The organism is Enterococcus sp. AZ071 (assembly GCF_050499065.1).
Taxonomy (GTDB): Bacteria; Bacillota; Bacilli; order Lactobacillales; family Enterococcaceae; genus Enterococcus_A; species Enterococcus_A ferrettii.
Genome location: NZ_JBIPAS010000001.1, coordinates 1 through 20134 on the forward strand (window position 1 = coordinate 1; position 20134 = coordinate 20134).

Below are 20134 nucleotides of genomic sequence, written 5' to 3' on the forward strand. Positions count from 1 at the left end.
TACTAAGTAGGCAGTGATCATTTTGGTGACAGACGCAATTGCTAATGGAGTGCTACCGTTTTGGTCGTAAAAAATTTTGCCCGAATCAGCATCAATGGCAAAGGCTGCCTCAGCTTTAATCGTAAAATCATCGGCTGCTTGTGCCGGAATCGCTGCGAACAATTGTAAAAAAAGACCTAAAATTACAAAAAGCAAGGGAATTTTTCTTTTATTTTGCATCAATAATCTCCTTTTTTTCTCTTAACCCTAAAATTCTAGCAAAGTATGCTGATGAATTCAAGTGTTCCCGGCCTTTAAGCGGGATTAAGAAAGAAAGTCTTTACTTATTTCGTTACAAAAATACCTATAATTAACAGGAATCAGTTTTATTTGATTCCTGTTAATGGCTATAAAATAACAAAATTTGTTAAAAACTACGGCCGCCTCCGCCAAAGGTCCCACCGCCGCTAGAGTTCGTAGTGCTGCCGCCGCCTCCGAAACCGCCGCCTCCACTATTATTATTAGAGGGCTTAGGAATTCGACGAGTGGTGACAAAGGAATTCACCAGCTGGTCTTGGCGCTCTTCTAATTCAAGTCTCGATTGTTCTCGATAAGGATAACGGTACGTTCCCATTTTCAGCTGGTAACGCATGCGAACAACAATAAAGAAGGCTATTGCTGCAATTAATCCCACTACGACTGCTGTTATTACATCTGTTTCAGTTAGAGAACGCTGGACAGTGACTTCACCAGTTTCACCATTGACTTGGTAGTGATTGCTTGGGATGCCAGCATCAACATAATCGCTGGCCATCGTAAAGTAGCTTGCGGCTGCTTGATAATAGTTTCCATCACGCATGGCTTCTTCGACAGCATCTAGGATTTTATCGCGTCTTCGATCGGTAATATAATCAATCATATTGCCGGAATACGTGAGATAAAGCTGCCGCTGCCCCATATCCAGCAGCAACAATGCGCCGTTTCCGCCTTCACTAACTCGTGCTTTTAGTTGCTGGTTGGCAAATAGCTGCGGATCCTCTGTATTGGAATTAGTAGTTAATACAAAGGTTTGACCCTCCATTTTCTCGTTCAGTGTATCAGCCAAGCCTGCCAGCTCAGTTTGCTGTTCAGGAGTGAAAAGAGCTGCTTCGTCAGTTACTGTATCACTGGCTGCAAAAGAGTTCATCGGGACAAATACTAGTAAAAGACCGAATAACCATATAAGTTTTCTCATACTGAATACCCCACAATCAACATGATGATCGCTGTGATGAAGAAAATTCCTAATGAAAACCAGCCTAAACGTTTATAGCTAATAGGCAAAATACCGCTGACTTTCCCGGTTCGACCATTCATCGCGTAATAATAAACTTTGTCGTTGGTACCTTGATACGTCACTAGCCAAACCGGCAGCAGCATGTAATGATTGCTTTGCCGATTAATCGCTGCTGAGCTGCCGGTTTTATTAAAGGTTGTATAACCGGAAACCGTATCTCGCAAAAGATCATTCGTGTAAGATTGCAGTTCCTGCTGCAATCCGGCAGCAATATCTGCAATTTCAATATCCCGTTTCTCCGCTTGAAAACCAGAAAGATATTCAGTATGGAAATCAACTGCCTGATCAATCGGAAAGGGCTGAACCGCCTCCACCATTTTCTGCTGAATATTTTTAGTCAATGCGTTTTTTACCAAGTTATTGATGGTTGCCTTTCCCTTGCGATAAACCTGATAGATTTTGGTCTCAGTGTATTCAATATCTCCGGCTACCCAAACGCGCACAGAAGTACCTTTACCGCTGTATTCTCCCCGCGTTTGGGCATCCACCACCCAGTAGGGAAAGTAAACACCAGTCAGCTTTTCAATTTGCGACTTGTTGAAAAAGTCTTTTGGGATAAACCACTTTTTCTTTGTCCAAGCCAAAAACTGTTCTTCAGCTTTTTTGCGATCAATTTGAAAAGGCAGAACTTTATTAGGTAAGAGGTCTCCAGCTAAACGTCCAGCTAAGATCACCGGATTATGGCAAAAATAGCAATAGGTTGCCGCCGTAGTCGTATCAGTGACGATTTCAGCCCCACAGCTGGGACAATTGAATAAGTCCATCGCATCTGTTTCGGCCTTTTCCTCTGCAGAAATCGCGGATTCAGCTGGATGCTTTGCTTCAAAGGTCTCAATATCTGCAGTAGTAAAAATACTCAAGCAATAGTCGCAGTGGAATTTTTGATCGTCCGGGTTAAAGGTCAGGGGACCGCCACAGTTGGGACAATGATGTGTTAATACATCGGCCATAAGTCTCCTCCTTAATCCAGCGGAATTCCCTTGAAGGGTTTGCCGCAATGAGGACAGAACTTCGGCACGCCATTGCTTAAATCAACGACTTCCCCGCATTCGCTGCATTTCATTTCAATTTTTGGTGCTGAAGCAGATTGCTGAGAAGGTTTTGGTTCGCCACAATTGCTGCAGAATTTCCCTGTGTTTTCAGTTCCACATTTTGGACAGGTCCAAGTCTCGCCTTGGGCTTGCTTTTGCTGTGCTTGCTGCTGATTGGTTTCTGAAGCCTGAGAAAGGTAAGAGCCACCCGTATTCATACCCATACCCATTCCGAAAAAGGCGTTGCCAGCCCCTGAGTCGTTGCTGCCGGCTGCCTCCATCCCACGAGCGACTGAACCTTGCACATACCCTTCACGAATTCCTGGATCACCCAGCATCGCGCCTTTATTGCGCATGTTAATCAGCTCGGTTGAGTCATCAGTATAAGAAATGCTGGCAACTGCTACAGCGACAATTTCCATCCCGCGAAGTTCCCGCCAGCTGTCGTCCAAGATATCAGACATGTATTTGCTCAGCTCCATACTTTTCGATGGAACATAGGAAATGCGCTCGCCGTTAGCAGACAGCTGGTTAATTGTTGCTTGCAAAGCAGTAAGAAATTCTTGCAGGTATTGTTCATTAATATCTGAAATGTCCACCTGCTCCAGATTGCGTGGTACCGCATTGGCAAAGAATAAAATCGGATCAGTAATCTGAACAGAATAGGTACCATGAGCTCTTAAAAACAGCTCTGCGTTGTAGAAATTATCAAAGTAATTCAAAGGTGTCGGCGTACCAAATTTGATTCCCTTGATTTCCTGTAAATTAATGTAATAAACCTGTTGTTTTTGAGGAGTCACACCGCCATATTTAAAGCGATCAAAGGTTTCGGAGATAGCCTCCTTCAGTGAACCTTGGAACATAGACGGAGCAGAATCATTTTTCACTGTGTAATAGCCTTCTTCAGCGGTAAAGTCGATTACCTTGCCGCCGTCAACCAAAAGCATCATCATATTAGGGTAAACGTGAACCACTGAACCGTCCGTGATAACGTCTTTGGTTCCTTTTTTATTTGAGCCCCGCCGATCATCCCGACGAACGGCAACGCCTTTAGTCATGACTGTGGTCTGACCCATATTGGCAGGTTCGATGACCTCTAGCCAATGGTCAGCTAAGCCGCCGCCAATTGTGCTTGTTGCTGCTTTAATTAATCCCATAAAATAGCCTCCTTAAGATATCTTTTTTTATTATATCACAGAGGACATAGTGCGCAGAAACAAGGTTTTTTCAAGTTTAAGAACTCGCTAAGCAATCAGTTTTAATGTAGTATTTTTTTTCAAAATCACGTATAATAAAAGGCGGTGATTTTAAAGCAGGGCTCAAAAGAAAAGAGGGTGACTATGGCATATCAAGCACTATATCGTGTCTGGCGTTCGCAGCGTTTTGACGATGTGGTTGGACAAGAGGCGATTACGAAAACGCTGAAAAACGCAATTAAACAAAAAAAGACCTCTCATGCATATTTGTTTACCGGACCGAGAGGAACCGGGAAAACCAGTGCTGCAAAAATCTTTGCCAAAGCCATCAATTGTCCCAACAGTGTCGACGGTGAACCATGTAATGAATGTGAAATGTGCCGTTCGATTACCGAAGGACGTCAAGAAGATGTGATTGAAATTGATGCGGCCAGCAACAACGGTGTAGAAGAAATCCGTTTCATTCGAGATCGAGCAAACTATGCACCAACGACTGCTGAATACAAAGTATATATTATTGATGAAGTACATATGCTTTCTACAGGGGCTTTCAACGCTTTGTTGAAAACCTTAGAGGAACCTAAAGAGCATGTAATTTTTATTTTAGCGACAACTGAACCCCACAAAATTCCGGCGACGATCATTTCCCGAACCCAGCGTTTTGATTTCAAACGGATCAGCGTGCAAGCGATTGTTGGTCGAATGCAGCACATTTTAGAAGCTAGTAACCAGACTTATGAAGAGCAAGCACTATCAGTAATTGCTCGCGCTGCTGAAGGTGGGATGCGGGATGCTTTGAGCATTCTGGATCAGGCGATCTCCTTTAGTGATGAGACAATTACGTTAGCCGATGCTCTAGCAGTTACCGGCAGTTTAACCACCGAAATGATGGATGCGTTTATTTCCGCATGTCTAGAACAAAATGTCAGTGCAGCTTTAGAGGTGTTGGAAAATATTTTGGCAGAAGGTAAAGAAGCACGTCGTTTGACGGAGGATTTACTGCTGTATTGCCGAGACTTGCTAATGTATCAGCAAGCCCCACAATTGCTAAACGAACGAGCTAACTTAACTGACACCTTCAAAGAATTGGCGGAAAAGACAGCAGCGGATCGCTTCTACTGGATGATTAAAATTTTAAGTGAAACTCAAAATGAGATTCGTTTCACCAATCATGCCAATGTTTATCTAGAGGTTGCTACTGTGAAATTGGCGGCACCGCCAACCAATACAGCTCCGGCTGTCAGTAGTGGTAGCGGTGAAAAAGTTGGTACTCCGGTTGACAATGAGGATATTGTGGAGCTAAAACGGCAAATTGTTCAGCTGCAAACAGAAGTCAAACAGCTGAAGGATCGACCAGCTGCTCCTGGGAAAGCTGAAGAACCTAAGGCAAGAGCACCGAAGAAAAACAGCAGTACGTATCGGATTCCGACTGAACGGGTCTATCAAGTACTTTCAGAGGCGACCAAGGATCATCTTCAAGGAATCCGTGGTGTGTGGGAAGATTTGTTAATGGCATTACCTGTAACTCAACGGGCACTGCTTAAGGCCAGTGAACCAGTTGCAGCGGGTCCCAGTCTCCTGCTGTTAGCTTTTGATTATGAGATTGTTTGTCAACGAGCAGATGGTAATGAAGAACTACGCACCAACATGCAAAACTCTCTAGGTTTGATGATTAAAGATTATTCACCAGAGTTTGTCTTTATAACCAGAGAAAGCTGGCCTCGGTTACGCCAATCATATGTCAGTCAGCACAAAGACATGAAGCCAGAAGTCAGCGACGCAGAGGATGAGGGAGAAATCGAACTAATTCCAGAAGAAAACCAGGTCGTTGAACAGGCAAAAAGTCTTTTCGGAGATTTAGTTACTATTCAAGAAGATTGATCGATCCGTTCTGCTTGTCAGTAAAGAAATGTAGACCAAAAAAGAGTAACAAGATAGCTTCAAGCAATTTTAGATTATCAACGTCTAAAGTGAGCTATAATAATAGAAATAGGTATTCGAAACGAAAAATTAATTCATAAAAAAGAAAGAGATGCCAGTTCTGCTTTTCGCAGTGTAGTCGAGTAGAAAAGAAGAACCTCAAAGTAAAGCTTTACAAGGCTAAAGTAATTTAGCAGAATGGTATTCGAAATGAAAAACAGACTAATTTTTCATAGAAAAATTAATTCATAAAAGAGAAAGAGATGTGGCTAATATGATGCGTGGAATGGGAAATATGCAAGGTATGATGAAACAAATGCAAAAAATGCAAAAGGAAATGGTAAAGGCTCAGGAAGAATTGGATAAAAAAGAATTTTTCGGTGCTGCTACTAATGATTTAGTAAAAGTTGTTTTCACTGGTGATAAAACGATGAGAACAGTGGAAATCAATTCTGAATTAATCGATCCAGAAGATCCAGATATGCTGCAAGATATGATTATCTTGGCTGTAAACGATGCGCTAACAAAAATAAGTGAAGAAACCGAAGCAACAATGGGCAAATACACCAAAGGACTGCCTGGGATGTAATTGCTTTTCGGTTAATCGGTTGAAAGGAAGTAGGCCATGCAATACCCTGAACCAATAGCAAAATTGATCGAAAGCTATATGAAGCTGCCGGGAATCGGACAGAAAACGGCTACGCGCCTAGCTTTCTTTACCATTGATATGAAAGACGAAACCGTAAATGACTTTGCCCGCTCACTTATCAGTGTGAAGCGGGATCTGCATTTTTGCAGTATATGCGGCAATATCACAGAAGAGGACCCTTGCGAAATATGCCGGGATACTACGCGTGATCGCAGCACGATCTTAGTCGTAGAGGAGCCCAAAGATGTAATGGCTTTGGAGAAGGTTCGTGATTACCATGGCCTGTATCATGTGCTTCACGGAGTTCTGTCACCGGTGGAGGGAACAGGTCCAGAAGATATTAATGTTGCACCATTGATTAAACGTCTGCATGACGATGAAGTAAAAGAAGTCATTATTGCCACCAACGCAACGACGGAAGGTGAAGCAACGGCCATCTACTTGTCGCGGCTGATCAAGCCCGCAGGAATAAAAGTAACGCGTTTGGCTCATGGATTGTCCGTTGGCAGTGACATTGAATATGCAGATGAAGTGACTTTGCTAAAAGCGGTGGAAGGACGTCGTGAACTCTAGGTTTTTCTTTCACGACGTTTTTGTGTACAATGAGAATAGAACTAATGGAGGCAAATGAAGAGTGAACGGCTTATTTATTACTATTGAAGGTCCAGATGGCGCTGGCAAGACAAGCGTGATTGAGGAATTGTTTCCTCGCTTGCAACAGGTCGCTACCAAGGATATCGTAAAAACCAGAGAACCTGGTGGGATTCCGATTGCTGAAAAGATTCGTCAAGTGATTTTGGACCCTAAAAATGATCGAATGGATGATCGGACAGAAGCACTGCTTTATGCAGCAGCCCGCAGACAGCATCTAATTGAAAAGATTTGGCCTGCCTTAGAGCAAGGAAAAGTCGTGCTGTGTGACCGTTTTGTTGACAGCTCGTTGGCTTATCAAGGAGCAGGTCGTGGAATTGGGATGCGAGAAGTAGCTCAAATTAATGAATTTGCCATTGAAGGAACTGTTCCCGATATCACTCTTTACTTAGATGTTGATTCTGATACTGGCCTACAGCGCATTATGAGCAGCCGGAAAAATCAAATTGATCGGCTGGATGCAGAGGGGCTGCAATTCCATCAGCGGGTTCGTCACGCTTATTTAAAATTGGCGGATGAGCATTCTGAACGAATTATCAAAATCGACGCTAGGAAACGTCTAGAATTAGTCGTGGAGGATTGTTTTTACGAATTAATCTCCCGTTACCCTAAGTATTTTCAAAACTAGAGAGGTGTAGAAAATGAAATTAATTATGGCCATTGTCCAAGACAAGGACTCCAACCGTTTAGCAAATGAATTTATCGACGCCAATATCCGTGCGACAAAGCTTTCTTCTACTGGCGGATTTTTAAAGGCAGGCAACAGCACCTTCATCGTAGGGATTGAAGACGAGCGGGTAGAAGAAGCTCTTGAATTAATCAAGGAAACTTGCCAGTCTCGTACACAATACGTAACAACACCTGTTACGCTAGATATTTCATTGGACGGTCAAGTACCTTATCCAGTGGAAGTGGAAGTTGGCGGAGCCACCGTGTTCATTATGCCGGTAGAAGGGTTCCATCAATATTAAGATGACAGAAGCAGAGAAACTCCAACAACTTCAACCGGTTGTCTTCCGTCAATTACAGAACAGTTTTAAGCATGGTCGTTTAGCCCATGCTTATCTTTTTGAAGGGGATTTGGGAACAGGAAAAGCTGAAATGGCCATATGGTTTACTAAGCACCTGTTCTGTCTATCCTTAAGAGACGGAATGCCGTGTGAAGAATGTAACAATTGTTTACGTATCGGCAATCATGAACATCCCGATGTGGTGGAAGTAGCACCAGATGGCCAAACAATCAAGGTAGAACAAATTCGACAGCTGCAGACAGAGCTGGGAAAAAGCGGCTTTGAATCAGCTAAAAAGGTTGTATTAATTCATGAAGCAGAAAAAATGAACACTAATTCTGCCAATAGTTTACTGAAATTTCTGGAAGAACCGCCAGCGAATTTTATGATTATTTTGGAAACACAAGCCATCGGCAAGATCCTACCGACCATTCGTTCTCGTTGTCAAATTATTCATTTTCAAGCATTGTCGACAGCTAAATTAGTCGAACAGTTGGAAAAAGAAGCACACATCCCTCTCAAATCAGCGAAACTCTTGACGAATTTAACAAATAGTTATACAAAAGCAGTTGAAATATCAAAGGATGAATGGTTTAATGAATCTAAGGATACTGTTATTCAATGGTATAGTTACCTTGAAAAACAGGACCCGCAGGCCTTTATTTATGTACAAAAAAAACTAGTAAAAGTTTTCAAGGACAAGATGCAGCAGCGGACAGCCTTTGAAATGCTAGCATTTTACGTGAAGGAAAAACGTGACCAAATGCTTCAGCAAAATCAACAGACAGTCGCTTTCTACAACCATCTGTTAGAAGAAATTTTACTTGCGAATCAGAAACTAGAGGCCAATGTATCCTTTCAAAATATTGCAGAACAAATAACATTGCATGTCATTTTTGCTTAATGTTATTTTTTACAGAGAGTAGGGAGACCAATGGTTGAAGTTGTCGGTGTCCGTTTTCGCGAAGCTGGACATATTTACTATTATGCACCAGGCAAAAACGAATACTATTACAATGAAAAAGTATTAGTTGAATCACAGCAAGCGCATCAGATCGCCACTGTAGCCGTCCCTAAGCTAGATATGGACTCCAGTGATTTATCTGATGATTTGAAAACAATTTTGCATAAAGCTTCGGAAAAGGAACTGCAAAAAGCGTCAGAGAACGAACGCGATGCACAAGCAGCCTTTAAAGTAGCCAAAGAAAAAATCCGTGATCACGAACTGGAAATGAAGCTGATCCAAGTGGAGTATACCTTTGATCGCAGCAAAATGATCTTCTATTTCACTGCGGATGGTCGAGTAGATTTTCGTGAATTGGTGAAGGATCTGGCTTCGGTGTTCCGCACCCGGATAGAACTTCGTCAGATTGGTGTTCGTGATGAGGCGAAAATTCTAGGCGGGATTGGTCCATGCGGCCGACCGTTGTGCTGTTCGACCTTCTTGGGAGATTTTATTCCAGTGTCGATTAAAATGGCTAAAGATCAAGGCTTGTCCTTAAACCCAACCAAAATTTCAGGCTTGTGCGGCCGCTTAATGTGCTGCTTGAAGTATGAAAACAATGAATATGAAGCGGCGAAACGGGAATTGCCAGACTATGGAAAAGAAGTGCAGACGCCAGACGGTAAGGGTCGGGTAGTGGGCCTAAACTTACTGAGTCGCGTAATTAAAGTTCGTCTGCCTGGACGGGAAACCGCTATTGAGTATGATTACAGTGAGCTGCAGGCAGCAAAAGCAGGTGATAGTAATGATGGATAGACGTTCACTTTATGACGGGCTGAACCGATTAGAGCAAGAAATGCAGCATAATGTAACCGAGCTTGCCGAGATGAAGGAAGCCTTGTTAGAATTAATCGAAAAGAATGCCACTTTGGAAATGGAAAACGAACGATTAAGAGAACGAGTTCGTGAAATGAATCAAAAAGCCTCTCCAGTAACCGATGAACGACAAGAACTGTCACGTTCTCGCATGAATCTGGAAAAAATCTATGAGGATGGTTTCCACGTCTGCAACCTGCTATATGGTTCTAGACGAGAATATGACGAGCCTTGTGCTTTTTGTTTGGATGTCATCTATCGTGAGAGCAAACAAGGGAAATGAAACCGGGACAATTCGTTCCGGTTTTTTCAATGAGACAAGGAGGACGAATGAGTGAATATTCAAAGAAGCTATGGCAATCACGGCAGCGGCACCCTATACCTTGTTCCGACACCGATTGGCAATCTGGAGGATATGACCTTTCGCAGTGTGAAGACGTTGCAATCAGCAGATTTAATTGCCAGTGAAGATACGCGGAATACGCAAAAATTGTTGAATCACTTTGAGATTAAAGTCCCGCAGAAAAGTTTTCACGAGCACAATTATCGCGAACGGATTCCCGAGCTGATTACATTATTAAAAAAGGGACAGATGATTGCCCAAGTAAGTGATGCCGGCATGCCTTCAATTAGTGACCCTGGTCAAGAGCTGGTAGCAGCCTGTATTGCAGAAGATATTCCCGTGGTTTCTTTACCAGGAGCAACCGCTGGAATGACTGCTTTGATTGCATCGGGGTTGTCCCCACAGCCTTTTTATTTTTATGGCTTTCTGCAACGGAAGAAGAGTCAACAGAAAAAAGAGCTGGAGCAGTTGAAAAATCAGACAAGTACCATGATTTTTTATGAATCGCCGCATCGGGTGAAGGAAACATTGAAGAATGCAGAGCAGGTTTTAGGGAATCGGCAAGTGGTAATCTGTCGGGAGCTGACCAAGCTGTATGAGGAATACATTCGTGGAAGTATGCAGGAAGTGATCAATTATTTAGCGGAGCATCCTTTAAAAGGAGAATGCTGCTTGCTGATAGCAGGAGCTTCGGAAGTACTAGAAGAAGAAATTCCGGAGGGCAGCTTAAAGGAGCAAGTTGAGCATCTGGTGGAAGAGGGACTTTCTTCTAAAGAAGCGATCAAGGAAGTAGCTAAGCGTAATCAGCTGAAGAAACAGGAAGTATACAAGGAATTTCATGAATTGTAAGATCGGAGAGATCCGGTCTTTTTTTTGCTTCATTCAGTGCAATTATCCGATCAACTGTCATAAGTGATCCACAAGTTTGAATCTTGATGTAAGGAAATCTAACGTAGATAGTCACTAAATTAGAAAAAAATGAAAAAAAGGTGGCAAAACGCTGGTAATTATTTGATATGATGTTAGACTATGTAACATATTAAAGGATGAGGTGCTTGTTATGACAGGGAATATTGGATTTATTTTAGTTTGTTCGGCGATGGTGTTTCTAATGACTCCTGCGTTAGCTTTCTTTTATGGAGGGTTGGAGCGACGGAAAAATATTTTGAACACTATGATGATGGTGATCTGTACAATGGGATTAGCCTCACTGATTTGGGTAGCAGTCGGTTACTCTTTATCATTTAGCGGCGAAGGAAGCTTCATTGGAAACTTAGACAAAGTCTTTTTCAATGGTGTATCCATGACTGAGGGTGACGGGATACCTGAAGGTCTATTCGCATTCTTCCAAATGATGTTTGCATTAATTACTACAGCAATTTTAACGGGATCGGTTGCTGGGAGAATGAAATTCTCTGCAATCTTTCTATTTATCGCTTTATGGCTGCCAATTGTCTATTTCCCAATGGCACATATGGTTTGGGGCGGCGGCTTCTTAGATCAGATCGGATCAATTGATTTTGCTGGTGGAAATGTAGTGCATATTAGCTCGGGCATTTCAGGTTTGGTATTAGCAGTTGTTCTAGGACGTCGTCGTGAATACCATTTGACGGAATATCGTCCTCATAATGTCCCATTTGTCGTTTTAGGAGCAGCTCTTTTATGGTTTGGCTGGTTCGGCTTCAATGGTGGTTCGGCTTTGGCAGCAGATGGTTTAGCGATTCATGCGATGTTGACAACCAATACGGCTGCTGCTTGCGGGATGCTGTCATGGATGCTGATTGAGAAACTAGCGAATGGCAAGCCAACTGTTGTTGGTGCTTGTACCGGAGCAGTCGTTGGTTTAGTAGCCATCACTCCAGGTGCCGGTTTTGTTTCTCTATGGTCGAGTATTCTGATTGGTGCTCTTGTCAGCCCATTCTGCTACTTCTTTATTGCAGTCATTAAGCAGAAATTAGGCTTAGACGATGCTTTGGATGCTTTTGGTTGTCATGGTGTAGGCGGAATCTTTGGTGGAATTGTAACTGGAATTTTCGCTGATCCAGCTGTAGGTGGAAGAACAGGACTCATCTATGGCTCAGTAGATCTATTCTTGGCACAGCTTGCCAGTATCGGAATTACGTTAGTCTTTGCTGGAGTTGCCAGCTTCTTGATTATTACATTTATCAAAGCAATCATGCCGATTCGTGTATCAGAACACGAAGAAGCAGTAGGTTTGGATCAAATCGAACACGATGAAAATGCCTACCCAACTTTTATGGGCTTGGATTCTTAATTTGGAGGGAACTGTATGAAAAAAGTAGAAGCAATTATCCGTCAAGAAAAATTGGAAGAGTTAAAAGCAGCCGTTGATCGGGAAGTTGAAATCAGCGGTATGACTGTTACCCAAGTACTAGGCTGTGGAACGCAAAAAGGGCAAAAGTCGTATGTACGTGGTCAAGAAGTCATTACTACCTTATTACCTAAAGTTAATATCAGCTTTGTCCTAGACGATGAGGCAGTAGAGAGTGTAATTGATTTGATTATTGATCTTTGTCACTCAGAGGATTTTGGCAATGGGAAAATCTTCGTTTATCCAATTGAAGAAGTAATTCGGATTCGTACTAGAGAATCTGGTAAAGCAGCGATCTAAATAAAAAGCAAATGCCCTAACGTGTCTTGATACATTAGGGTATTTGCTTTTATTGTAAGATATCCTTTTTAACTTGTTCGAATTCTTCGTCAGAAAGAATTCCGGCATCCAACAGCTCTTTCATTTTCAATAGCTGCTCGGCTTTGCTTAAGGTGCCCTGCGGTTTTTCCTGTTCAATCGGTGCCGTGTCTTCTCTCGCATAGTGCTTAAGAGTTTTCGCGATATCCTCTGCTTCGTGGGAGGTCAACATAATGGTCACTGGATTATCGGAAGTAAAGATGGTCAATGTAGCTGTAGTAGAATCCATCTTCAACTGCATATCTTGTAAATTACTTATCGAAATACTCTTCAAATCCTCGCCAATCAACCGCTTTTGTCCCATCATAAAACGACGATTCGTCAAGGCATAGCCATAAAATCCATCATCTTTAGTCGGTGATTTACGGTTATGTACGCCAATAAAGCAAACCACGACATCCTCATCCTGGCCTAAGTGATTTGCGATCACGTTAAAAAGCTTTAAAGTAAAATTACGGTCAGACCCGGAAAAATAGCTCTTGTCCTTGCAATAATTGTACATTTCTTCTGCTGTTCTCATGCGTATCCTCCTCATGGTGATAGCTGCTACTCTCATTGTAGCAAAACACCTAGTGAGGAACAATCACAAAAAAACCACCATAGCCGTCACTATGGTGGAAATGAAGGTTGTTATTTACTCTTGGTAGGAGTAAGTATGAAAAAACCAATTCGGGATAATTGGTATACTTATATGATAAAGGAAACGCTTCAAAAAATCATGAAACTTGCTTATCGAAATGCTAAGAAATCTATTAGAAATGCCTTAGATACTTTCCATCATCCACTATATTATTGATGGAGAAGGGCTCAGAAGGGCTCAATGGAACGAATGAATATTCTTTTTTTCAGTTAGGAGTAGAAACAGAGTTTATCAGCCAACGAGATCTAACTGGATGTACTTTGTCCATTTATTTAGTTACAGTCTGAGCAGTACGGTTGTCCGCTCATTTATTTTCCTCTTTTTATAAAATCCTGCGAAAAATGCCCCGCTACTTATTATTTCAAGTAAAGATGGAGCTGTGTTAAACTGAGCTTGTAAGATTTTATTAGGAGGGGTTCATTTATGGCAAACATCAGTAAAAAATTACTCGCTGAACTGACTTCAGAGGAAGCAAACGGTCCGTTCATAACATTCATGTTAAACACGCACGTAGCACACCAAGAAGTCGAAAAGGATCAACTTCTTTTCAAGAACTTTGCAAAAGAAGCGAAGCAGCGTTTTGAAAAACGCTATACCGATCAAAGCTTTGCACCATTCCAAGAAAAAATCGAACGACTACTAGCCGATCAGTCTTTCTGGCGCAGCGGAAGCAAAAGTGTTGCGATCATTATGACTGCAGAAGATTTATATGTTCATCGGTTAAGTATAGAAGTAGACAATCAATATTATGTAAGTGATCTGCCATATTTATTGGCAATTATCAAAAATACACAATTCAACTATCCCTACTATTTAATGGCGTTGAATCGCGATTCTATGAAGCTTTATTCAGTTAAAAACAAAGCGGTGAAGGAAGTTGAATTACCTAAAGGGGCACCAGTAGATGTTGTAACAGCACTTGGTGACGAACTGACTGGCGGCAACCTAAACTATTCTGCACAAGGCAGTGGTCAAGGTTCCAAGGAAGGCGTGGCTTACCATGGCGTAAATGCCAAGGATGAAGAAGTCGAGATTGACTGGGTAAACTATTACCAGGCTGTGGATAGTTTCCTGCAAAATGAGTTCGATAACCTAGAAAACTTGCCAGTTTATCTTTATGCCTTGCCAGAAAATCAAACACAATTCAAAAAAGTAGCAAAAAATAAATTCTATTCAGACAAGGCAGCCGTTTCAGCATCCCCGGCACAAGCAGCTTTAAGTGATATTGAAAAGGGTGCTGAAAAAATTAATGCTGAGCTAGCAGCTGAGGAAACTGACAGCTACCAAACCATGATGAACAAGAAATTTATTGATCAATTGGTAGACATTGTACAAGCAGCAAAAGAAGGCCGGATTTCTCATCTGTTTATCGCAACCTCTAATTTGACACCTGGCTTTGGCGATGATCCTGATACTGAATACGATCGCCGTCAAGTATTAAACGAAACAGTGGATCATGTAATTAAGAATGGCGGACAAGTATTTGTTCTAGATCAAAAGGACGCACCGGATGAAAAAAGCTTATTAGCAATCCTGCGCTTCTAAAAAATTAATCGTTTTTGATGGTTAATGGTAGAGTTTTCAAACAAATTGTGTTATAGTTATGAATGTAGTTTTTTGTACGGTAATATATGGTAAGCTTGTTTCCAACAACATCTTCCTTATTCACCAATCAAGCAATTACAAATCAATTTTTATCCTAGGAGGATGTTTAACATGGAACAAGGTACAGTAAAATGGTTTAACGCAGAAAAAGGTTATGGCTTTATCACAGCTGAAAACGGAAACGACGTATTCGTACATTTCTCAGCTATCCAAGGCGACGGATTCAAAACATTAGAAGAAGGCCAAGCGGTTACTTTTGATGTAGAAGACGGACAACGTGGGCCACAAGCTACAAACGTTGAAAAAGCTTAATTAAAACCAACATTTATGCCGAGTGCCTAACAGCACTCGGCTTTTTTTGTAGTAAAATATCTAGCTTTCAACAGTGCTTTTCCAGATAAGACCTGCATTTACGAGAGTTGGATTTCTTCATGATCGAACAAGTAAAAAGTTAATGCCTACAAAAAGGACAGTCTTAATCATGGACTAGTAAAACATTCTTTGCTAAAGCCTATGGATAACCGAGTTTATCAATGTTCCACCAGCAATCATTACCATGCTGGTGAAATGACCAAAATAAATCAACGAATAGTGTTCGTTTCTAAACTGGCACTATTTTTTATGTGAAATTCTCAATTTTCATTTGTTTCTTCAATTGGAAAGTTGTTAAAAAGACTGAAATTCAGCTATAATGCTAAAGAAGGAGGGGCAGTATGACTAAAACTTATGCGGTTGTTGATATCGAAACTACCGGGACGGATCCAAAGACCGACCGAATTATTCAATTTGGGTGTGTACTGGTAGAAGCTGGCAAGATCGTCGGTCGGTTTGCCACCGATATTAACCCGGATCAAAAGATCTCAAAGCAGATCCAGCATCTAACCGGCCTTACTAACCAGCGTGTTCGTAAAGCCCCTTATTTTGAGGATGTCGCCTTAACTATTTATAACCTGTTAGCTGACACAATCTTTGTCGCACATAATATATTTTTTGACTATCCCTTTTTAAGTAATGAATTGGCCCGCTGCGGGATGCCTGAATTGCGTATTCCTGGGATTGATACTGTTGAATTATCACAAGTCTTTTTCCCGACAACCTTAAGCTTTCGATTAAGTGATTTAGCTCATGAATTTCAATTAACCCATGAGAATCCTCACCAAGCTGACAGCGATGCAGAAGTCACGGCGCAATTATTGTTAAAAATTGAAAAAACGATCAAAAATCTGCCATTAGCGACTGTGGAGGAAATCATCCGTTTATCTGACCATATGGCTTTCCAAACACAAGATTACTTAATCGAGCTGGCTGAGGAGATGAAGGACCATCCTACGCCTTTATCATCGAATCTGGAAATTGTTCACGGCTTGGCTCTGAAGAAAAAGAAAGTCCCTCTCTATGAGGAAACTTATTATGAGAAAAAGCCCTATCCTCGTTCCAAGAAAGCCAAAGAGGGGTTGTATCAAGATCAACTAGTTTTTCGAAAAGAACAGGCTCGTCTGATGAATCTTGTCTATGATTTTTTTAATAAGAAAACTGAGAAGAACGTTTTGGTAGAGGCAGCCACAGGTCTCGGGAAAACCATGGGCTATTTGCTGCCTATGAGTTATCTGGCAACACCAGAGAAACCGCTGATTGTCAGTACCGTTTCATTGTTGCTGCAAGAGCAGATGCTGGTACATGATTTGCCAGCTTTGAATCAGCTACTGCATCAGCCGCTGCAAGCTGTGGTCATGAAAAGCAGCAGCCATTATATTGACTTGGCTCGTTTTTACCAAAACTTGCAGAAAGAAACAGAACAAAAACAACATGCCTTTTATCAAATGGCTGTGCTGGTTTGGCTAACTCAAACCGAAACTGGTGATTTTGATGAATTAAATATGACCAGCCTGCGCCATACCTTTTGGCAAGAAATAGGGCATCAAGGACTAGATACCTTGGTTGTTCATAATCCCTTCTATCAGGTTGACTTTCTGCGCCATCGTCAAGCCAAGCTAAAACAAAGCAACATTATTATTACTAACCATGCCTTTTTAGCTCAGGAAAATCAGCGAAAGACTTTTCAGCTTCCAGCCAGCCCGTATTTGATCATTGATGAAGCACATCATTTAAATAGGGTATTGGAGCGGGTCAGCACTCGTCAGCTGAGTATACTGGACATTCAACGAGAAATCAATCGTTTAAAGGAGGCCGCAGCTTTTCAACAATGGCAAGATTTAGCAGCGAAAGACCAGGCGATTTCCCATGGCATTGAACTGCTGGAAGATATCGCCGAAGAATTAATTGAAGATTTAACGGATTTATATGTGGAGTTGGGGCAGCTGACAACGAATGATTCAACGATTATTTCTAAAGAGCAAATGGATACTTTGTCGGTAACTGGAGAGCATTTGATTCAGCGAGTGGAGCGACTATATGAGGATGCTCTAACCCTAGCCAATCAATGCCAGAACTATTTTATGAACCATAAAGAAAGCTTTACGATTTTGCAGCAAACACGCTGGAATACGTTTATTGACTGGTTTGAAGATTTGCATCAGCAGCAAGAGGCCTTTGAAGCCTTTTGCGAACAATGGGCGGCTCGTTACGTACATTGGCTGGATGATCGCGGCCAAACCTTACATTTTCAGGATTTGACTGCTTCGTTGCTGCCGGAAGTAAAGTGGTACGAACGCTATGAGCAGATTCTTTACATTGGCGGAACCTTGAAATCTGGCAGTGATCGTCAGTATTTTCCGAAACGCTGGGGTATTCCAGATGCTTCATTAAAAGTGATTCCAAGTCCGTACGATTATGCTAGACAGGCTCGGCTTTTCCTGCCAGATGAGGGAATTGCGATTCAAGAGTCTTCATCCGAGCGTTATGCTCAGTATTTAGCGGAGGTCATTCGTGGCTTAGCTGAAGCTGAGAAACGACCTATTTTGGTTTTGTTTACTTCTCATGAAATTTTGAATCGGGTGTATCACCACCTGAAGGTACCTTTGTTAAACGAAGGTCGTGAAGTACTAGCTCAAGGGATTGGCGGCAGCCGTGAAAAATTGCTGAAACGCTTTTTGCTTTCAGAAGACGCTTTGCTGTTTGGTGCTGACAGCTTTTGGGAGGGTGTGGATTTGCCTGGTGAAGTCTTGCAAATTATGGTAGTTACGAGACTGCCATTTGAAAATCCGAGACGTCCGCTGGTGAAAATCCGTAACGATTATTTAGAGGAACAGGGTGTGAATCCCTTTTTCCAAGAAGCAGTCCCTCATACCGCTTTGAGATTGCGGCAAGCTTTAGGACGCCTGATTCGTTCTGAAACGGACAAAGGGGTTATGATTCTTTTGGATCGCCGCTTTTTAACCGCTGGTTATGGTCAACGGCTGCGTAAGGCTTTACCAAAAGAACTGCCAATCGAAGAAGCTAGTCTGCCAGAAATTATTGAAAAGACCCACGAATTTTTAAATTCTGAGAAAACTACTGAGAATGAGTGAGGAAGATGAATTCTTTTGGTATAATGGGGCTTATCTGAAAGGAGTTATGCTTTTTGGATACATGGAGATCAAAAGTAAATAAATGGATCATCGGCTTAGTTGCTATACTGCTGATTATCATTGTGTCGGGAACAATTTTGTTTATCCGTTCCAACCGTCCGATGCAGCAAGCGAAGAAAGAAGCAGTCGACTTAGCTAAGCAACATGCTAACCTTGAAACGGTAGAGAATTTCTATTGGTTTAATCGCGATCAGACGTACTTTACTGTTACTGGTGAGGATCAGTCTGGAAAAGAAATTGTCGTGATTATTCCTAAGTCCGGAAAAAATATCCAGGTAATAGACGCTGCCGATGGTTTGACAGAAGACGCTGTGACGAAGCAAATGCAAGCCGCTCATCCGGAGATCATGATTGAAAAAGCCAATCTTGGCAAATTCAAAGATCAACCGGTCTGGGAAATTACTGGCAAGGATCAAGAGGGTGCCATCAGTTATTACCTGTTTTCCTTTGAAGACGGTGAAGAAATACAAAACGTTAGTTAAAAACTTGGTAGGGGAGTTATGGCGATGAAATTATCAAAACGTGTGCAGAACCTAGAATCATCAGTAACATTAGCGGCAACCGCAAAAGTAAGAGAACTAAAAGCAAAAGGATACAATGTGATTGGATTGACGGTCGGCGAACCTGACTTCACTACACCAGACAATATTGAAGAAGCAGCGATCGAGGCTATTAAAAGTGGAAAAGTCAGCTTCTATACGGCTGCCGGCGGTACTCCTGAATTAAAGGATGCGATCATTAAAGTAACTAAGCGCGATTATGGCTTGGATCTTGAAGCAAACCAGGTCATTGTTACCAGCGGAGCGAAATTCGCTTTGTACGCGTTGTTCCAAACAATTTTGGATGCCGGTGATGAAGTAATTATTCCGGTTCCTTACTGGGTAAGCTATGGTGAGCAGGTTAAACTAGCTGAAGGCGTCCCTGTTTTGGTGGAAACTAAACAGGAAAACGATTATAAAATTACAGTAGAACAGCTAGATGAAGCATTAACCGATAAAACTCAGGCTATTTTGCTGAACTCTCCTTCTAATCCAACAGGAATGATCTATACTGAGGATGAATTGCGAGCAATCGGCGAATGGGCGGTAGAAAAGGATATCCTGATCGTTTCCGATGATATCTATGCACGGTTGGTTTATAATGGCAAGCATGCGCCGTATATGGCGTCATTATCTGACGAGATTGCAAAACAAACCATTATTATCAATGGTGTTTCTAAAACCTTCGCAATGACCGGTTGGCGAATTGGGTATGCGATTGGGAATGCAGAGATCATCACAGGCATGTCCGATATTGTTTCCCAATCAACAAGTAATCCAACCGCTGTCAGTCAGGTTGCAGCACTTGAAGCTTTACTGGGAGATCAATCAACTGTTCGTGAAATGCGCATCGCTTTTGAAGAACGCTTGAACACAATTTATCCGAAGGTTGCGGCATTGCCAGGCTTTGAGCTGAAGAAACCACAGGGGGCTTTCTATTTGTTCCCTAACATTAAAGGGGCTATGGAGTTTGGTGGCTACGATAACGTAACTACTTGGGTAAATGACCTATTAGAACAAGAGCATGTTGCCCTTGTGACAGGTGAAGGCTTTGGAGCACCGGAAAATGTTCGCATGAGCTACTCCAGCAGCCTAGAGGATCTAGAAGAAGCAGTGGTTCGCATTCGACGTTTCATCGAAAATAGTCAAAAGTAAAAAAGACGGTTCGGGATAAAAGAT

General features: G+C 42.0%; 20 protein-coding genes and 1 pseudogene. 16 read left to right on the forward strand and 5 right to left on the reverse strand.

The window, feature by feature from the left end:
• The 4 genes and pseudogenes from IGI49_RS00005 to IGI49_RS00020 all read right to left on the reverse strand — a co-directional run.
• Positions 1 to 219 (reverse strand): annotated as a pseudogene (locus IGI49_RS00005) (serine hydrolase); the annotation flags it as partial.
• A gap of 187 nt (positions 220 to 406) precedes the next feature.
• A complete protein-coding gene (locus IGI49_RS00010) occupies positions 407 to 1213 on the reverse strand; it encodes a TPM domain-containing protein (protein WP_429962922.1) in 807 nt (268 codons plus the stop codon).
• A complete protein-coding gene (locus tag IGI49_RS00015; protein WP_429962923.1) occupies positions 1210 to 2265 on the reverse strand; it encodes a TFIIB-type zinc ribbon-containing protein in 1056 nt (351 codons plus the stop codon). Before IGI49_RS00015 ends, IGI49_RS00010 begins: the two co-directional genes overlap by 4 nt.
• 11 nt (positions 2266 to 2276) lie before the next feature.
• Positions 2277 to 3503 carry an SPFH domain-containing protein gene (locus IGI49_RS00020; protein WP_429962924.1) on the reverse strand — a complete coding sequence of 409 codons (1227 nt, stop codon included), beginning with the start codon at positions 3501 to 3503 and terminating at the stop codon, positions 2277 to 2279.
• 183 nt (positions 3504 to 3686) lie between these two features.
• Between IGI49_RS00020 and dnaX the strand changes: the two genes are divergently transcribed.
• From dnaX to IGI49_RS00075, 11 genes are all read left to right on the forward strand, one after another.
• Positions 3687 to 5423, forward strand: a complete 1737-nt coding sequence (dnaX, locus tag IGI49_RS00025; RefSeq protein WP_429962925.1) for a DNA polymerase III subunit gamma/tau — start codon at positions 3687 to 3689, stop codon at positions 5421 to 5423.
• Between the two features lie 313 nt (positions 5424 to 5736).
• Positions 5737 to 6051 carry a YbaB/EbfC family nucleoid-associated protein gene (locus IGI49_RS00030; protein ID WP_429964943.1) on the forward strand — a complete coding sequence of 105 codons (315 nt, stop codon included), beginning with the start codon at positions 5737 to 5739 and terminating at the stop codon, positions 6049 to 6051.
• Positions 6052 to 6087: 36 nt separating this feature from the next.
• Positions 6088 to 6684: a recombination mediator RecR gene (recR, locus tag IGI49_RS00035; protein WP_429962926.1), complete on the forward strand. Its 597-nt coding sequence runs from the start codon at positions 6088 to 6090 to the stop codon at positions 6682 to 6684.
• Between the two features lie 61 nt (positions 6685 to 6745).
• Complete coding sequence (gene tmk, locus IGI49_RS00040) at positions 6746 to 7390, forward strand: dTMP kinase (protein WP_429962927.1); 645 nt, start codon at positions 6746 to 6748, stop codon at positions 7388 to 7390.
• 13 nt (positions 7391 to 7403) lie between these two features.
• Complete coding sequence (locus tag IGI49_RS00045) at positions 7404 to 7733, forward strand: cyclic-di-AMP receptor (RefSeq protein WP_207705281.1); 330 nt, start codon at positions 7404 to 7406, stop codon at positions 7731 to 7733.
• Position 7734: 1 nt separating this feature from the next.
• Positions 7735 to 8676: a DNA polymerase III subunit delta' gene (gene holB, locus IGI49_RS00050; protein ID WP_207705280.1), complete on the forward strand. Its 942-nt coding sequence runs from the start codon at positions 7735 to 7737 to the stop codon at positions 8674 to 8676.
• Positions 8677 to 8706: 30 nt separating this feature from the next.
• Positions 8707 to 9531 carry a PSP1 domain-containing protein gene (locus tag IGI49_RS00055; protein WP_207705279.1) on the forward strand — a complete coding sequence of 275 codons (825 nt, stop codon included), beginning with the start codon at positions 8707 to 8709 and terminating at the stop codon, positions 9529 to 9531.
• Positions 9524 to 9874 (forward strand): DNA replication initiation control protein YabA, encoded by a 351-nt coding sequence (locus tag IGI49_RS00060; protein WP_207705287.1) that lies wholly within the window; start codon positions 9524 to 9526, stop codon positions 9872 to 9874. Before IGI49_RS00055 ends, IGI49_RS00060 begins: the two co-directional genes overlap by 8 nt.
• A gap of 51 nt (positions 9875 to 9925) precedes the next feature.
• Complete coding sequence (rsmI, locus tag IGI49_RS00065) at positions 9926 to 10783, forward strand: 16S rRNA (cytidine(1402)-2'-O)-methyltransferase (protein WP_429962928.1); 858 nt, start codon at positions 9926 to 9928, stop codon at positions 10781 to 10783.
• A 211-nt stretch (positions 10784 to 10994) separates the two neighbouring features.
• A complete protein-coding gene (locus tag IGI49_RS00070) occupies positions 10995 to 12209 on the forward strand; it encodes an ammonium transporter (protein WP_429962929.1) in 1215 nt (404 codons plus the stop codon).
• Between the two features lie 15 nt (positions 12210 to 12224).
• The gene (locus IGI49_RS00075; protein ID WP_429962930.1) at positions 12225 to 12566 is read left to right on the forward strand and encodes a P-II family nitrogen regulator; all 342 of its coding nucleotides are present in this window, start codon (positions 12225 to 12227) and stop codon (positions 12564 to 12566) included.
• Positions 12567 to 12615: 49 nt separating this feature from the next.
• Here IGI49_RS00075 and IGI49_RS00080 read toward each other — a convergent pair whose 3' ends face one another.
• Positions 12616 to 13164, reverse strand: coding sequence for a PH domain-containing protein (locus IGI49_RS00080; protein WP_429962931.1), 549 nt, complete (start codon positions 13162 to 13164; stop codon positions 12616 to 12618).
• A 543-nt stretch (positions 13165 to 13707) separates the two neighbouring features.
• Here IGI49_RS00080 and IGI49_RS00085 point away from each other — a divergent pair.
• The 5 genes from IGI49_RS00085 to IGI49_RS00105 all read left to right on the forward strand — a co-directional run bounded on the left by IGI49_RS00085 (position 13708) and on the right by IGI49_RS00105 (position 20110).
• Positions 13708 to 14829: a hypothetical protein gene (locus IGI49_RS00085; RefSeq protein ID WP_429962932.1), complete on the forward strand. Its 1122-nt coding sequence runs from the start codon at positions 13708 to 13710 to the stop codon at positions 14827 to 14829.
• 171 nt (positions 14830 to 15000) lie between these two features.
• Positions 15001 to 15201 carry a cold-shock protein gene (locus IGI49_RS00090; RefSeq protein ID WP_010755600.1) on the forward strand — a complete coding sequence of 67 codons (201 nt, stop codon included), beginning with the start codon at positions 15001 to 15003 and terminating at the stop codon, positions 15199 to 15201.
• Positions 15202 to 15602: 401 nt separating this feature from the next.
• On the forward strand, positions 15603 to 18356 hold the full coding sequence (locus IGI49_RS00095; RefSeq protein WP_429962933.1) for a helicase C-terminal domain-containing protein: 2754 nt from the start codon (positions 15603 to 15605) through the stop codon (positions 18354 to 18356).
• 53 nt (positions 18357 to 18409) lie between these two features.
• Positions 18410 to 18898, forward strand: a complete 489-nt coding sequence (locus IGI49_RS00100; RefSeq protein WP_429962934.1) for a DUF5590 domain-containing protein — start codon at positions 18410 to 18412, stop codon at positions 18896 to 18898.
• A gap of 24 nt (positions 18899 to 18922) precedes the next feature.
• Positions 18923 to 20110, forward strand: coding sequence for a pyridoxal phosphate-dependent aminotransferase (locus tag IGI49_RS00105; RefSeq protein ID WP_429962935.1), 1188 nt, complete (start codon positions 18923 to 18925; stop codon positions 20108 to 20110).
• The last annotated feature ends 24 nt before the right edge of the window (positions 20111 to 20134 follow it).

Bases quoted from the DNA above. Each gene is read 5' to 3' on its own strand.
- IGI49_RS00010 (WP_429962922.1), bottom strand. From the start codon at position 1,213: ATGAGAAAACTTATATGGTTATTCGGTCTTTTACTAGTATTTGTCCCG.
- IGI49_RS00015 (WP_429962923.1), bottom strand. From the start codon at position 2,265: ATGGCCGATGTATTAACACATCATTGTCCCAACTGTGGCGGTCCCCTG.
- IGI49_RS00020 (WP_429962924.1), bottom strand. From the start codon at position 3,503: ATGGGATTAATTAAAGCAGCAACAAGCACAATTGGCGGCGGCTTAGCT.
- dnaX (WP_429962925.1), top strand. From the start codon at position 3,687: ATGGCATATCAAGCACTATATCGTGTCTGGCGTTCGCAGCGTTTTGAC.
- IGI49_RS00030 (WP_429964943.1), top strand. From the start codon at position 5,737: ATGATGCGTGGAATGGGAAATATGCAAGGTATGATGAAACAAATGCAA.
- recR (WP_429962926.1), top strand. From the start codon at position 6,088: ATGCAATACCCTGAACCAATAGCAAAATTGATCGAAAGCTATATGAAG.
- IGI49_RS00045 (WP_207705281.1), top strand. From the start codon at position 7,404: ATGAAATTAATTATGGCCATTGTCCAAGACAAGGACTCCAACCGTTTA.
- holB (WP_207705280.1), top strand. From the start codon at position 7,735: ATGACAGAAGCAGAGAAACTCCAACAACTTCAACCGGTTGTCTTCCGT.
- IGI49_RS00055 (WP_207705279.1), top strand. From the start codon at position 8,707: ATGGTTGAAGTTGTCGGTGTCCGTTTTCGCGAAGCTGGACATATTTAC.
- IGI49_RS00060 (WP_207705287.1), top strand. From the start codon at position 9,524: ATGGATAGACGTTCACTTTATGACGGGCTGAACCGATTAGAGCAAGAA.
- IGI49_RS00070 (WP_429962929.1), top strand. From the start codon at position 10,995: ATGACAGGGAATATTGGATTTATTTTAGTTTGTTCGGCGATGGTGTTT.
- IGI49_RS00075 (WP_429962930.1), top strand. From the start codon at position 12,225: ATGAAAAAAGTAGAAGCAATTATCCGTCAAGAAAAATTGGAAGAGTTA.
- IGI49_RS00080 (WP_429962931.1), bottom strand. From the start codon at position 13,164: ATGAGAACAGCAGAAGAAATGTACAATTATTGCAAGGACAAGAGCTAT.
- IGI49_RS00085 (WP_429962932.1), top strand. From the start codon at position 13,708: ATGGCAAACATCAGTAAAAAATTACTCGCTGAACTGACTTCAGAGGAA.
- IGI49_RS00090 (WP_010755600.1), top strand. From the start codon at position 15,001: ATGGAACAAGGTACAGTAAAATGGTTTAACGCAGAAAAAGGTTATGGC.
- IGI49_RS00095 (WP_429962933.1), top strand. From the start codon at position 15,603: ATGACTAAAACTTATGCGGTTGTTGATATCGAAACTACCGGGACGGAT.
- IGI49_RS00105 (WP_429962935.1), top strand. From the start codon at position 18,923: ATGAAATTATCAAAACGTGTGCAGAACCTAGAATCATCAGTAACATTA.